This is a genomic window from Emticicia sp. BO119, assembly GCF_013912375.1.
Taxonomy (GTDB): domain Bacteria; phylum Bacteroidota; class Bacteroidia; order Cytophagales; family Spirosomataceae; genus Emticicia.
In genome coordinates this window covers 221663-236146 of record NZ_JACETV010000006.1, presented here as the reverse complement: position 1 = coordinate 236146, position 14484 = coordinate 221663, and the positions used below count along the sequence as shown (strand labels likewise).

At 37.1% G+C, this 14484-nt stretch carries 14 protein-coding genes; 9 read left to right on the top strand and 5 right to left on the bottom strand.

Annotated elements, in window-relative coordinates; translation table 11 throughout:
- The first annotated feature begins 181 nt into the window (after nt 1-181).
- From H1R81_RS19575 to H1R81_RS19545, 7 genes are all read left to right on the top strand, one after another.
- Complete coding sequence (locus H1R81_RS19575) at nt 182-3946, top strand: 7TM diverse intracellular signaling domain-containing protein (protein WP_181842430.1); 3765 nt, start codon at nt 182-184, stop codon at nt 3944-3946.
- Nucleotides 3947-4037: 91 nt separating this feature from the next.
- Complete coding sequence (locus tag H1R81_RS19570) at nt 4038-4676, top strand: response regulator transcription factor (RefSeq protein WP_181842429.1); 639 nt, start codon at nt 4038-4040, stop codon at nt 4674-4676.
- A gap of 59 nt (nt 4677-4735) precedes the next feature.
- The gene (locus tag H1R81_RS19565) at nt 4736-5491 is read left to right on the top strand and encodes a hypothetical protein (RefSeq protein WP_181842428.1); all 756 of its coding nucleotides are present in this window, start codon (nt 4736-4738) and stop codon (nt 5489-5491) included.
- Between the two features lie 93 nt (nt 5492-5584).
- Complete coding sequence (locus H1R81_RS19560) at nt 5585-7117, top strand: hypothetical protein (protein ID WP_181842427.1); 1533 nt, start codon at nt 5585-5587, stop codon at nt 7115-7117.
- 9 nt (nt 7118-7126) lie between these two features.
- Nucleotides 7127-7438: a LytTR family DNA-binding domain-containing protein gene (locus H1R81_RS19555; protein ID WP_181842426.1), complete on the top strand. Its 312-nt coding sequence runs from the start codon at nt 7127-7129 to the stop codon at nt 7436-7438.
- A 118-nt stretch (nt 7439-7556) separates the two neighbouring features.
- Complete coding sequence (locus H1R81_RS19550; protein WP_181842425.1) at nt 7557-8837, top strand: 3-coathanger stack domain-containing protein; 1281 nt, start codon at nt 7557-7559, stop codon at nt 8835-8837.
- 70 nt (nt 8838-8907) lie between these two features.
- Nucleotides 8908-9300: a RidA family protein gene (locus H1R81_RS19545; RefSeq protein ID WP_181842424.1), complete on the top strand. Its 393-nt coding sequence runs from the start codon at nt 8908-8910 to the stop codon at nt 9298-9300.
- Here the strand turns inward: H1R81_RS19545 and H1R81_RS19540 are convergent, their stop codons facing one another.
- From H1R81_RS19540 to H1R81_RS19520, 5 genes are all read right to left on the bottom strand, one after another.
- A complete protein-coding gene (locus tag H1R81_RS19540) occupies nt 9301-9951 on the bottom strand; it encodes a response regulator transcription factor (RefSeq protein ID WP_181842423.1) in 651 nt (216 codons plus the stop codon).
- A 1-nt stretch (nt 9952) separates the two neighbouring features.
- Entirely contained in the window at nt 9953-10753 is an 801-nt protein-coding gene (locus H1R81_RS19535) for a sensor histidine kinase (protein ID WP_181842422.1), read from the bottom strand.
- Entirely contained in the window at nt 10746-11420 is a 675-nt protein-coding gene (locus H1R81_RS19530) for a hypothetical protein (protein WP_181842421.1), read from the bottom strand. The genes H1R81_RS19535 and H1R81_RS19530 overlap by 8 nt, the downstream gene beginning before the upstream one ends.
- Before the next feature lie 37 nt (nt 11421-11457).
- Nucleotides 11458-11937, bottom strand: coding sequence for a hypothetical protein (locus tag H1R81_RS19525; protein ID WP_181842420.1), 480 nt, complete (start codon nt 11935-11937; stop codon nt 11458-11460).
- A gap of 347 nt (nt 11938-12284) precedes the next feature.
- Nucleotides 12285-12479 (bottom strand): cold-shock protein, encoded by a 195-nt coding sequence (locus H1R81_RS19520; protein ID WP_130019762.1) that lies wholly within the window; start codon nt 12477-12479, stop codon nt 12285-12287.
- Between the two features lie 206 nt (nt 12480-12685).
- Between H1R81_RS19520 and H1R81_RS19515 the strand changes: the two genes are divergently transcribed.
- Both H1R81_RS19515 and H1R81_RS19510 read left to right on the top strand, forming a co-directional pair.
- Nucleotides 12686-12907: a PspC domain-containing protein gene (locus H1R81_RS19515; RefSeq protein WP_181842419.1), complete on the top strand. Its 222-nt coding sequence runs from the start codon at nt 12686-12688 to the stop codon at nt 12905-12907.
- Nucleotides 12908-13035: 128 nt separating this feature from the next.
- Nucleotides 13036-14397, top strand: a complete 1362-nt coding sequence (locus tag H1R81_RS19510; protein ID WP_181842418.1) for a M20/M25/M40 family metallo-hydrolase — start codon at nt 13036-13038, stop codon at nt 14395-14397.
- The last annotated feature ends 87 nt before the right edge of the window (nt 14398-14484 follow it).

Here is a 14484-nt window from a genome sequence, read left to right as displayed (position 1 = left end):
ATCAATTGTTTTGTCTGATACTGGAATTAATATTTTTTAAGACTTAACAAACATAAAATATATTTAAGGGCTGATACCTGTGGGTTCAGTCCTTTTTTATTGGGCTTATTTGGTAGCAAACACAGTTTTTTGTAATTTCAATTATATATTCTGCTAAAAATCTGAAAATTAGCCACATACCATGCCATTCCCAAAGATATTATTATTCAGGTGGGTTGTCTTGTCAGGAGTATTTCTGTTTGATCAGGGTTATGCCCAGAAACTGAATTACAGGATTGACCATTATGGTACTGAGAAGGGGCTTTCGCAGGGATCGGTACTGGCTATGCTGAAAGATTCAAGGGGCACTATGTGGTTTGGTACACAAGATGGATTAAATAAGTGGGACGGAGGGGCTTTTACGGTTTTCAGGCCTTCAAAAAAGAAAAATAATAGTATTGATGGTATTGAAATAAAGAAAATCATTGAAGATGAAAAAGGTGATTTATGGATAGGCACAGAAAGTGCCCTGAACCACTATAATTATACTTCAAATAATTTTAAGGCTTACACTATTACAGACAATCAAGGCAAAACTGTTAAAAGCGAGGTTTTCCCGATTAAAGCTATGAATGGTATGGTCTGGTATTGGTCGGCTTTAGAGGGTCTGGTAAAACTTAGTGTTAAAACTGGTCGGAAGTACCTGATATTACCTAATCAATCTTTTAAAACGAGTTATTTCCGCACTGTTAATTCTACACAGTTTGACAAGCAGGGAAAATTATGGATTCATAGTTCTGATGCGATCATCAGACTGGATACTGCTGTTGATAAGAAATATAGTATTGAATATTTTTTTTCAGATCATCCTCAAAATAAGGCAGGGAAGCCTCTTGAAATTATTAAGATTCTTCCTGTAGATCAACTTTTATGGATTGCTACCTCTGAAGGCTTGGTGCGTTTTGATTATAGCCATAATGATATAAAACTTATAAGTGAGTTTGAAAAAGATAAGTTTATCAATGTAGTATTTGATTTGGATACAGATGGAAAAGGTAATTTGTGGCTGGGTACCGAAAAAAACGGATTGCTCAGATACTCGATAGCCAGCCAGAAATTTGCACAGATTAAAAATGAAGGATTTTTAGATAAAAATAACCTGTACATCAATGAAATAAGCCAGGTATATGTTGACTATGACGGGATTATCTGGGTTAATACTGACCCTTATGGCATTGACAGAATACAGATTCTTCCGAATAATTTAAGCAGTTTCAGAATTCCGTTTCCTAAAGATTTTCCAAAGCAATTATTAAACTACTCTGTAAGGTTTATTATTAAAGATGAAAAAAAACAACAGTTGTTGCTGGGTACACAACAAAGCGGCTTATGGATATTGAATGATAAAGATTTGAGTATTGTAAAAAGTTTTTATAATGATAACAAGCAATATCCGCTTCCTTCTAATACCGTTAGGTATATGAAAAAAGATTCTTTAGAAAACTTATGGATTGGTACTTCTCAAGGATTAGCTCTAATGAAAGGTAATACTATTCTGAAACTGAACAATAGCTACGGAAAAGATGCTGTGCTGTCGAATTTTATCAGGTGCATTGAAGAAGACAGAGAATCAATGGTTGCAGGGACAGAAGGAGGTATTTATTTTATTAATAAGAAAAATTACAGGTTTCAGGAAAAAGTGGTTTTACCTAATAAAAGAATTTCTCTGATAAAGAAAGTAGAAGAAGGTAAATACTTTGTTGGCGTGTATAACGAAGGACTCTGGCTATTGGAAAGTAAAGACAATTTTGCTCATTTTACTATTATAAAGATTATCCAGGAAGGGATACCCATCTGTGCTCAATTAGCTAAAGACGGGTCGGTCTGGTGGATTGGTACGAGTAAGGGTCTTGTAAAGTATTTGTTAAGAGAGAAAACTATCCAAACATTTACTACCGAAGATGGACTACCCAATAATTTTATTTATGCCTGCGAGATTGATAAAAAAAATAATCTTTGGGTGAGTACCAACAGAGGAATCGCACGATTTGATAATAAACAGGGGAGATTTATTGCGTTTAATCTGAATGATGGTCTGCAAGCGTATGAGTTTAATGGTTATAGCTCTTTTCAGACTTCAGATGGAGAGTTGTTTTTCGGAGGCGTGAACGGTGTTAACCGGTTTTATCCGGATAATATTACCAAGAGTATATTTACACCTGACTTTACATTAAATAAGGAAGAAAATCAGTTATTTGTGGGCAACCGCTGTAAGGGATTTATCGATGAAAATAACCAATATACAAGACCGTTATTGGAAGATAAAGCATTTTTGAGCCGATTTAAACCTACTTTAAATGATATACCAAACTTTGGTTATTCGGATAAAACAGTATGGCTTATGATGCGTGTGATGAATCTGGCGGATAGACAATGGTTAATGGAAATAGCTAATAGCAGGGTCAATGAGATTGATTTATTTGTGGTAGAGAATAACCGTATTATTAATTCAAAAAAATCAGGCGACCACTATCCATATCATCTGAATACTATTAAAGATGCCAATCCTATTTTTAAAATTGATATGATTGAAAATCAGGAGTATGTTATCTTTCTGAAATGCAAAAGTACTGAAGATTTAAAGTTTCCTGTTTATTTCTGGCAGGAGTCGGAGCTTTTTCAGGCTATGTCGAATCGCAAGATTATCTGGGGCATTTATTTTGGTTTTATATTTCTGATTGTATTATATAATTTCTTTCTCTGGCTGGTTATCCGCGAGCAATCCTTAGTTTTTTATATTCTGTATGTTTTGTGTTTCGGTGGGCTGCAAGCAGTACTTTACGGGTTCTTTTATCAATACGTATGGTCAAACTCGTGGTTGAATGACAGAGGACATCTCTTATTTCTGAATATTTCTACTTTTTTCATGATTTATTTTACGATTGAATTTTTAAATCTGAAAGTAAATCTCCCGCATTTAATCAAACCGATTCGATGGCTTTCCTATATAATCGCTTTATTCAGTCTTATCTTATTAATCCATTATGACTGGTACTCTAATTTTATCAGTATCGGGCTTACCTTCTTTTTGTTGTTAATACAAGCATATATGGTTTACAATTATGTTTCGCGCAATATCCGTATTATATGGCTCTATGCTTTAGCGATGGTAAGTATTTCAATAGCGGCTATTATCGTAGCTTTAAAAAATCTGAATGTTATTTCAGCCATGAATCAGGAATATTATCTGATGGTGGGATCGATGCTTGAGATTGTTTTATTTTCTGTGGCTTTTGGTGACAAGTTGCGTCGAAGCCAGAAAGAACAACAAAGACAGCAGATGCTTAGAAACGAAATCTCGACTAACTTACACGATGATTTAGCCGCTTCATTGAGTAGTCTGACCATGTTTTCTGAGTTAAACCGTATGAAATTCCAGAAGTCTGTACCTGAAACATCCGATATATTCAGTAAAATCAGCTCTCGTTCAAGAGAAATGATGCGGCAGGTAAGAGAGGCGGTCTATGACATGAACCCGGAAAATGATGACTCTGCCGAATGGATTGACCGTATGGTGCAATTTGCTAAAGAGACACTTGGATCAAAACAAATAGAACTGAACCTGAATATTGATGAAAGCATACCTGCCTTGCCTTTATCAACTCAACAGAGGCGTAATCTGTACTTTTTCTTTAAGGAGGTTATTAATAATATTGCAAAACATTCAGAAGCCAGCGAGGTGAAAATTGATTTCTGCCTAAGTTCATCTGCTTTTGGTAAGCATGGTAAACTGGTAATTTCGGATAATGGTAAAGGTTTTAATACACAAGATATGCATCAGGGGAACGGACTTCTTAATTTTCAGAAAAGAGCCGAAGCATTAGGGGGTAATGTAGTGATTTGTTCGGAAGCTGGGAAGGGGACAAAAATAGAACTGAATTTTGTTTTTGATAATACCGGCGCATAGAGAATCGATAGCAAATGGGTCATCCTACTAATTTTAGTAGTTGTCAGGCACAAGGATTATCGTGAATTTTACAAAAACTCTCTCGACTACGATGATACGTGTAACCATTTTTGAAGATATTAGAGAAATCAGGGAATTACTTGCTGAAACAATCAGAGTAGCAGAGGAACTATTGTTAACGGGGGCTTATCCGAATGCAAACGAGGCTGTTAAGGTTATCCGCAAGGATAAACCCGATGTAATACTGATGGATATTCAGATGCCTGGTATAACGGGGATTGAAGCAGTACAGCAAATCAAGGCAGAATTCCCTGAGGTGCAGATTCTTATGCAAACTGTTTTTGAAGATAATGCACGGATTTTTGCCTCTATTTGCGCGGGAGCAAGCGGGTATATTCTGAAAGATTCAAGTCCTGAACAGTATATTGACGCCATTATTGAGGTTTCTCAGGGTGGCTCACCAATGCCACCTGTGATTGCCCGAAAAGTATGGACTATGTTTCAGCAGCAGAATCAGACCTTTGCCAAAGAGGAATATAAGGAATTGTCGGTGAACGAACAGAAAGTTTTAGACTGTCTGGTAAAAGGCATGAGTTATAAACTTATTGCCGATGAATGTAAAATAAGTATCTCTACCGTTAATTTTCATTTGAAGAATATCTACAGGAAATTACATGTAAACTCTGCAACAGAGGCTATCTCAAAAGCAGTAAAACGGCAGATTGTTTAAATATATTTTATCGCATAGACTTTCGAGACCGCCTCGATGGTTTTAAGTTAAACACGACCATGAAATACATTATACTGATTCTCTTCTCTATAAGTAATTATGCTACGGCTCAATCTTTTGCGGGAGTCTGGCAAGGAAATCTGCAAAATGCAAATGGGACACTTCCGGCTGAAATGAACCTGAAAGTAACAGCCACCAATAGTATTGACGGGCAACTCAATGTTATGGTAAATGGTTCTAAGGATGATTATGTATTAAAAGGCAGTACCAGAGGTGCGAGTGCTACAGGAATATTAACCTATAAAGATGGGACAGTATTTAATTTTTCGATGCAGATTACAAATGATCAAATTTCTCAGCAGGTCAGCTATAACGGACAGGTGATTTTAAATGGTACATTCAATAAAAAGACAACTCAGATGAATACCGTCAGCTCAGATGGACTGTACAGAGACCCGACGCTGGTTGGTAAATGGGTGATTGAAGAAAATTATTCGAGTGGTGGCGGTTTTTATGGAGGTTCGAGTAGTGGTATTATACTCAATGCAGATGGTACTATTGATGATGGAGGGGGAAGCTCGTACGTGAGTGGGCCAAATAGTTCGGGTAGGTCAGAGAGTGGGGGGAATCAAATGATTGCTGAAGCAAAGGCTTTAGGAGCAAGGTGGTACACTAAAGGTAATATATTTTACTGGAGATTAAAAATTAACGGGAAGGTAACAGATATAGCTAACTCAAAATATTATATAGAAAAAGGGGCTTTGCTACTGACTGACTTGAAAACGGGTAAAAAGCAATTGTATTACAAAAAATAGAGAATTTTATTGGCTATGCACCTACTAACTTTAGTAGGTGCATAGTGCTTTTTTATGGGTTAGCTTTGTATCAATCAAATAACAGGTCAGACCATGAAAAAAATACTTTTACTTCTCATAACCATAGTTTCTTTTCAGGCTAAAGCACAATTTATTGAAGCAAGTACGGATAGTTTTAAAACTAAAGTACCTGTCAGAATGATGAATATAGGTGAGGGGGCAGGCAAGGTACTAACATCTGATGCTTTGGGCAGAGCAAGCTGGCAAACACCTGCCAGTTTGTGGACAACTGCCGGGATCGGAGGTACAGAAATACGAAATACCAATCCCGGGGGGTTCTGGTCAAGTTATAGTACACTTGTGCCGATCACCGCCGACAATACTTCTAATCCGCCTACTGCACCTGTGGCTGGTGGTGGAACACGGATGATGTGGATACCATCTCGAAGTGCGTTCAGATGTGGTTCTGTGAACGGAAGTGCCTGGGATGCCAATAATATCGGACTGCATTCATTTGCCACAGGCTATAATTCGTGGGCTTCCGGCATTGGAAACGTGGCTATCGGAACCGGGGCAATTTCAGATGGTACATCAAATACGATTGCGATCGGAGAGAACTCTCATGCTTCTGGCAATGGAAATATGGCTTTTGGTATCGGGGCAATTTCAGATGGCACGTCAAACACAATTGCGATCGGAGAAAACGCTCATGCTTCCGGAAACGGCGGTATGGCTTTTGGTGTCGGGGCTTTTGCTGATGGGTCTGTCCGTACTATTGCCATTGGGGAAAACACCCATGCTTATGGCAATAATAGTACAGCTATAGGTACGGGTACAGTTGCTAACTCATATTATTCTGTTGCATTAGGCTATTATAATTCGCCGATTGGCGCGGCCAATGCTACAAGCTGGGTAAGTACTGATCCTTTACTTTATATTGGTAACGGACAGAATGCAGGAAGCCCAAGCAATGCAATGGTGATTCAGAAAAATGGTGTGGTGAATATCAATACAACACCTAATAACTCTACTACCTACAGACTGAGATTAGGTGGGAGTATGTCTGCTACGGGAACGGTGCAGGCTTCTGTATTAAGATCTACTGCTCTTTCAGGGTCTGGAGAACGCCATGTATGTACAGATGAAAGCGGTAATCTGATAGAATGTTCTACTTCACAACTATCGTATTATAATGTATCTGCTTTGGGTTTTCACCCTATCCTTTCTGCAAACACGCCAAGTACGGCATTTCTCCGTATTGTTGAAAAAGCCTTGATTGCATTTGCTAATGATACCAAAAGCGCAGATGCATATGCATTTGCTCCGGTAGAATTACCTGATGGGGCTTATATGGGAAAAATGATTATGCATTATATACAAAATACCGGAGGGAACATGACACTGACTTTTTATAGTGTTGAAAAGCAAACCAATGCGGTAGGGACGGTAGAGGCAAGTATAAGTAGCGCCATGGGAAGTGGGATTCAGGAAAAACAAACCGGATTTGACAAAAATCTCGTAATTGATAATAGTAAATTTTATTATTACCTGAAACTGGAAGCCAGTTCAAACTGGCAGGGAACGAACTTGGCATTAAGAGGTGTGATTTTTTCCTATTCAAAATAATATAACGCCATGAAAACAATCAGAATCAGTAAAAGGGATATCAGCCCGCAAGATATTCTCTACCTTGAATCGCAGGGAAATTACACTATGCTTTACCTGAATGATAATAAAAAAGAATTAAGCTCAAGAACCTTGCAGATTTTTGAAGAAAAACTGAAAGGCTATAATTTTTATCGGGTCAACAGGAGCCATATAGTTAATTTTTCGGCTATAGAATGGTTTGACTCAGGGAGCAAAGAAATCAATATTTTATTAAAAAGCGGTGAACAGTTTTCTATATCAAGAAGACGCAGAAAACTATTCAGTATGATGATTCTGTGAAATGGAATTTGAGTTTATGGAATATTCATAATTGTGCTTTTAATTAAAAACGATCGTGTATTCCTGTTATTCTCTCTATAGGGCCACCTATTTACTATCCTTTTATGCGCTAAACCACATGAAGAAAATGTTTAGAAAATATTTTCAGGTTATATTTTTGTTTATGGTGTATGGCACGGGGTTTTCACAAACTACTTTTTCAGAAGATAGCCTGCACTATTTTTTAGATAACCAGATAATAAAGATTGGCTTTGATAAACGCATGGGAGGGGCTATCAGTTATTTTGCCCGGTTACCTGATGGAGCTAATATGATAAATAACCATGATGCCGGCAGACAGGCAGGTTTTGAAACAAGGATTTATCCAGACCAGCCACCGACATGGCGGCCTTATAGCAATGCCAAGTACCTGACAGAGGTATTCCCTTTTGCGGGTGGGGCTACCCGTGAGTGGAATGGCCTGGTGCAAGGGAGTTTCTATAACAATTATATATCTGATACTGATAATCTGGGAGGATTGCCGGAAGAAGTCAATTTTGATGCAAATACAGGTGTTTTATACATGAAAGCCAAATTATGGGAGTGGGGATTTGTAAAAGATAGCTCGGGGATTTATAAAAAAATAGAAGCGGGTGCCTACAACGAATACTGGATAGCTTTAGAGGGGATTTCTGCACATTTTTCAGTAAAACAGACACGAAACATACCTTATTTTGTGAGTAGCTCTAATATCGGAGTATCATTGAATATATTTATTAATCTCAATTATGCTTATGCCGAAAGATGGCAGACATACAATGAATCTCAACCGTTCACCAATCAATCTGTTGATTATAGAACAAACTTGCCTCCGGGAGCACCAAACTACGAAAATTTCTGGAATATGGCTACTGAAAACTGGGCAGCAATGACTAACCAATATGATTTTGGCATGGGTATCTACACCGACGATAAACGTTTTAGATTTTTGTATGGAGAAAAGCAGTTTAAGAATGAGTGCCCGTTTGGACGGGCAGATTGCCTGGAAGAAGACAGATATTCATTTGGCACATTCTCGTTCAGTACCTATAGTTTTCCTTGTGGAGAACCTTGTACTACCCCTGATAACTCGACTACTTTAAATTTTAGTTTTTTAGCTGGTACAATTACTGAAATACGGCAGTTTGCTTATGAAAAACAAGCTAACCCTTGTGCGCACGCGGTTGTGCTGAGTAGTGTTAATGATGACTTGGCTATTAATACTATAAAAAAATCAAAGTTACTGATAGAGGCAAATAATACTATTTCAGAATCTACGATTATTTATGAAACTGGTAAGTTTATTTTATTGAAACCCGGATTTAAAGTAGAATCAGGTGCATCATTTAGTGCTAAGGTATCGGCAGACCCCTGTAATTGATAATCTTTACATAATTTGCAAAAGGGCTTTTTTCTTCTAACTTTGCTTCAAAAAAAGCCTTTTTTAATCTATGAGTCGCATAAACATTTCTACAGGAGCAAAATGGGAGGATATTGTCGGGTATTCGAGAGCCGTAAAAGTCGGAAATCTGATTGAAGTAACAGGGACTGTTGCTACTGATAATAGCGGAGAACTGGTGGGCAAAAATGATATTTATATTCAAACCAAGTTTATTATCCTGAAAGTAGAGAAGGTACTTGAGCAATTAGGTGCAAGCCTGAAAGACGTGATTCGGACGCGCATTTTTACGACAGATATTTCGAAATGGGAAACCATAGGTAAAGCGCATGGTGAGTTTTTTGGGTCGATCAAACCATGTACTACAATGGTTGAAGTGAGTTCACTTATTGAAAAAGATTACTTGGTTGAAATAGAATTTACGGCAGTTTTGGAAGGTAAATAATCAGACTAAATTATTTTTTATAGCAAAGGCAACAAGACCTGCTGTATTTTTTACGCCTAATTTCTCTATCATTCTTAATCGATGTCCCTCAACTGTGCGGGGGCTTAGAGAGAGAATATCTCCTATTTCTATAGTTGTCAGACCTTCGCATATATGTACGAGGACTTCTTTCTCGCGGTCTGATAAGTCTGTTTTATAATTAAATATCTTGCTTTCCTGTTGTGTTTTTCGGGTCATTTTGCGAACCATCACTTTACTTACAAAATCGCTGAAGTAAATGTCTGTTTCAATTACTTTCCTGATAGCTTTTTCTACTTCTTCCGGGTCATTGTCTTTCAATAAATAACCATTGGCACCAATTTCCATCAGATGCAGAATATATTTATCTTCATCGTGCATAGATAGAATGATTACTTTTACATGAGGGAATTTCTCTCGTATAATTTCAGTAGCTTTTGTGCCGTCTAATTGCGGCATCTGTAAATCCATCAGTACTACATCTACAGGTGTATTTTGTAATTTATGGAGAAATTCTAAACCATTAGTGGCTTCCATCACTACTTCAAAGTCGGAAACTTGTTGAAGAATTGAAATCATGCCCTTTCTGAACAAACTGTGGTCATCAACTACGGCAATTCTTATATTTGACATATCACGAATGATTTTTAAGTAATGGGATTTCTATTTTTGTATTTGTTCCTTGTCCAATACCGGCTTTAATACTAAGAGTACCATTCACCACACTTAACCGGCTTTCAATATTTCTTAAACCCAAACCAGATTTAGGATCTTTCTTTACTGTTTCTAAATCAAACCCCTTACCATTATCAGTAAAAATAAAGCCAATCTTATTGGTTTTTGCCAAGAGTTTCAGGGTGATTTCCTGTGCTTCGGCGTGTTTTAAGGCATTATTTACTAACTCTTGCGCTATTCTATAGATTGTGAGTTCAATTTTTTTGTCAAATCGCTGACTTTCTTCAATACCTTCATGATTAAAAATAAATAAGACTCCCGAAGCTATATGAATCTTCTGAATAAATTCATCAAGGGCAGAAATAAGACCGAAATCCTCTAAGGTAGAGGGAACCAGTTCTTTTGAAATTCTTCTTACCTGACTGATAGATTCGTCTAAAAATTCTTTGGTGGTTTTCCCTTGTTCGGTCAGTTCGGCCGAGGTTTTTATTTTTTTTAAAAGCTGATTAAAGCTCATTTTTGTCATTGAAAGCATCGCACCTACTTCATCATGCAAGTCTTTGGCTATTCTTCGCCGTTCTACCTCCTGCACCTCTAAAGAAGACTCTAATAATTGTCTTTGCATTTCGGCTTTTAACTCTTGCATAGCAACTTTTTGCTCGGCTTGTTTTTGTTTATAATATACTACAAAAAGAATACTAAAAACAATTAGTACCAGAAGACCGGAAGATCCTAAAAATATTAATTGCAAATCACTCATCTTGCTGCGTATTATTCAAAGAGTTACTATACCAGAATGCCAGAGAGATAGTAAAATGAAATAAAATACTAAGCGCAGAGTTAATAATACCCCAGGTCATTTGATTAGTAGTTTTGGCAGCTTTTATTAAAAATAGGTTTACGAATAAATTCCCGCCAAAATAAAATAACAAACCTACGCTCACCCAAAAATAGGGAAATTTCGTAATATTTTCAACTTTTAGATCCTGTAGAAGCTGGTAGAAGTAGGCTAAGACAATGATTAGAACAATAAGGCTTGAAGCAGTATAGGTGTAATTATTGAAAATGCTTGTTCCGATATCAGTAATTGAGCCTGATGGTATTTCTAATAAAGAAATGAAAGTGAAGATACAGCAAACAACAACAATGAATATTTTCCAGTTTCGATGGTGCAGGAGTCGAAAATAGAGAAAAGCAATGATATAAAATCCTAATATAGAATGCCAGTTGTAATAAAATAACGTATGGTAATTGTTCAACCCTGTAAAATACAGGATATCTGAGGTTACGCCAAAAATGTTTCTGATGAGTGTAATCACCACATAAGCAGCAAGTATTCTTAATTCTGTACCCAAATATTTTCTTTTGAGAAGAATTATCGCTACAGGAATAAGAATACTTACTTCTGAAACTGTGGAAAAAAGCATTAATCCATTCATTCGTTTTCCAAGTCCTTATTTATATTTATCCATTTCCAAAAGGTGGTTGTGGCGATCCATTGCCCAACCCATTGCCATCTGGTACATCTTTTAGACCTGTCAGGTCAATTTCAATATCTTTACCGGTTTCGTCTACAGCAACCAAAAACAACCGGGGTCTTAATGATGAGTCGTTTGCGCCTTCAATCGGGCTGCTTGCAATTGTTGATTCGCCTGATTTGCTATCAAAGTTTTCGTGTGCAAGGCCAAAATAGACTCTTATACCAGATAAACCTTTATTCTTTTCTTTTGCTAAAGTGATTAACTGATTGATTTTGTCAATACCAAAAAACTCTCCGGTTCTTACTTCTCCATTTACAAGGAACTTCGAAGCCAGAGAATCCTGCCCTTTGGCTAAGTTTACTTCTGTTTTAAATTTACCAGTAAAATCCTTTACATCTTTCAAAGAAAAAAGGTCTCCGAGTTTGGTTACTCTTTCGCGCAGGAAAGGCCATTGTAGTGCCATAATAGTAAGGTGTTTTAGATTAAGTAATAATAGAAGTTTATGAACCTGTTTTTAACATATTGCCTTTAACTGCAAATGATTATTTTTACCGGAGCAAAAGTCACATATTTTCATCTGTGCGGCTGCTGCTTTAAATAAAAACTTTAAACCGGTTCTGTATTTTGGCAAAACTTCAAAATACAATCGAAATATATAATTAAGTATTTATATATTCATATACCGAATAACTAAAATGCGTAAAAACCCCTGTGGAATTGAGGGAAACTACGCTGACAAAAAAAAGAAAACCTCACTATTGGGTAGAATAGTGAGGTTGTGGAACTGAAACAATCGTACTCAGAAAAAAATTATATTTTTTTCACGTTGACTGCATTCAAACCCTTGCGCCCTTCGACAACTTCGTATTCAACATGATCGTTTTCACGAATCTTTCTGCCGCCGAGACCTGTCACGTGAACGAAGATTTCTTGCCCTGAAGCATCATCAACGATGAAACCAAAGCCTTTAGTCTCGTTGAAGAATTTAACTACACCTGTTTGCATTGAAATTAAAAAAATTATGAGAAAATGAAGAATTGAAATGCAATGTACATAATTTTAATGATAAAACAAGTTTTGAAGAAAATATATTTGGACAAAACTTATATTTAGTTGTACAAAAAAGTACAGGTATAGATTATTTTTTTGTTGTTTTATTGTTAATTAAGAGATTATTATTAGATTCGTTATATTTTTGTAAAAAAAAGAAAATGAATCGCCTAAGATACCTCGTAGAAAACCAGCTTTTTGGCGTTTGCTCTCGTCTGGGAGAAAAACTTAACTTTTCGGCAAGTAGCGTAAGGCTCTATTTTATTTATGCTTCCTTTTTTACTTTTGGCTCTCCTATTATCCTTTATTTAATTCTGGCTTTCTGGATGGAAGTACGGAAGCATTTACGCAGACACAAAAATCCTACTGTGTGGGAGTTTTAATAATTCTCTCTTTCTATATTTTATTCTTCAGATAATATCTGTTTTGTCAGAAGTATTCGGTTGGATATTTTGCTCAAAAAATGTACTTTTGAAAAAATGAAATATCTGAACACTTCTAAACAATCACTATGAAGAAAATCCTCTTTTTCCTGCTTTTTTGTGCATTTTCAGGCTTTGCACAAAATGCCGATTCCTTACAAATCCGAAAAATTTATGATGAGATTCTGACCAATGGAGAATCTTATAAAACGCTGACGTATCTATGCAAAACTATAGGCCCACGTTTAAGTGGCTCGGCAGGGGCTGCTAAAGCAGTGGAGTACACTAAAAAAGTGATGGAAGATTATGGTTTTCAGAAAGTGTTTCTGCAAGATGTGATGGTACCTCATTGGGTAAGAGGAGCAAAGGAAGAAGCTTATATTGAAAATGGAAAAGTGAAAACCAAAGTGCCGGTTGTGGCTTTGGGTGGCTCTGTGGCAACACCGGTTGCCGGGGTTAAGGCAGAAGTAATACAAGTAAAAAACTTTGAAGAGTTAAAAGCGCTGGGAGAGGCCAATATTAAGGGTAAAATAGTTTTGTTTAACCGCCCGATGGATCCAACCAGGATTAATACTTTTGAGGCGTATGCGGGTGCGGTTAACCAAAGAGGTGCAGGTGCATCAGAAGCAGCCAAGTATGGAGCAGTAGGAGCTATTGTGCGCTCAATGACTACTTTACAGGATGATAATCCGCACACGGGGGGGATGCGTTATGCACCGGGAATCCCGATGATTCCGACAGCGGCAATAAGTACCAATGGAGCTAATTTGTTGAGCAGATTGTTGAAGGAAAACCCAAAGCTGAAATTCTATTTCAAGCAGAATTGCCAGACTCTGGCTGATGCGCCTTCACACAATGTAGTAGGAGAGATAAGAGGTACAGAAAAACCTGACGAAATTATTGTGGTAGGTGGTCACCTTGATTCATGGGATTTAGCTGAAGGCGCACAAGATGATGGTTCGGGCTGTGTGCAGGCCATTGAGGTATTACGTGCCATGAATGCTTTGGGTATTAAACCCAAGCGAACAATCAGAGCTGTGATGTTTATGAATGAGGAAAATGGTTTAAGAGGAGGTACGAAATATGCTGATTTAGCTAAGCAAAACGGTGAAAACCATATTGCTGCTATAGAATCTGACAATGGTGGTTTTACGCCAAGAGGTTTCGGTATGGTAGGTACTACTGCTCAAATTGCTAAAGTTGAAGTCTATAAAAATCTATTAGCTCCTTACGGATTAGCAGAAATTGGAAGAGGTAGTGGCGGTGCTGATATTGGCCCGTTAGGAAATCTGGGTACTTTATTAATTGGCTTCAAACCAGATTCTCAACGCTATTTTGATTTTCATCATGCGCAAAATGATAAATTAGATGCTGTTAACGAAAGAGAACTGAAATTAGGCGCTGCATCTATGGCCGCTTTGGTGTACCTGATTGATAAGTATGGTCTGTAAACAGTATTGTATTATACATTTTGCCATAATGGGCACTATAAAAACACTATGTTACACTATATTAAAAGACAAATTGTGTAACATGGT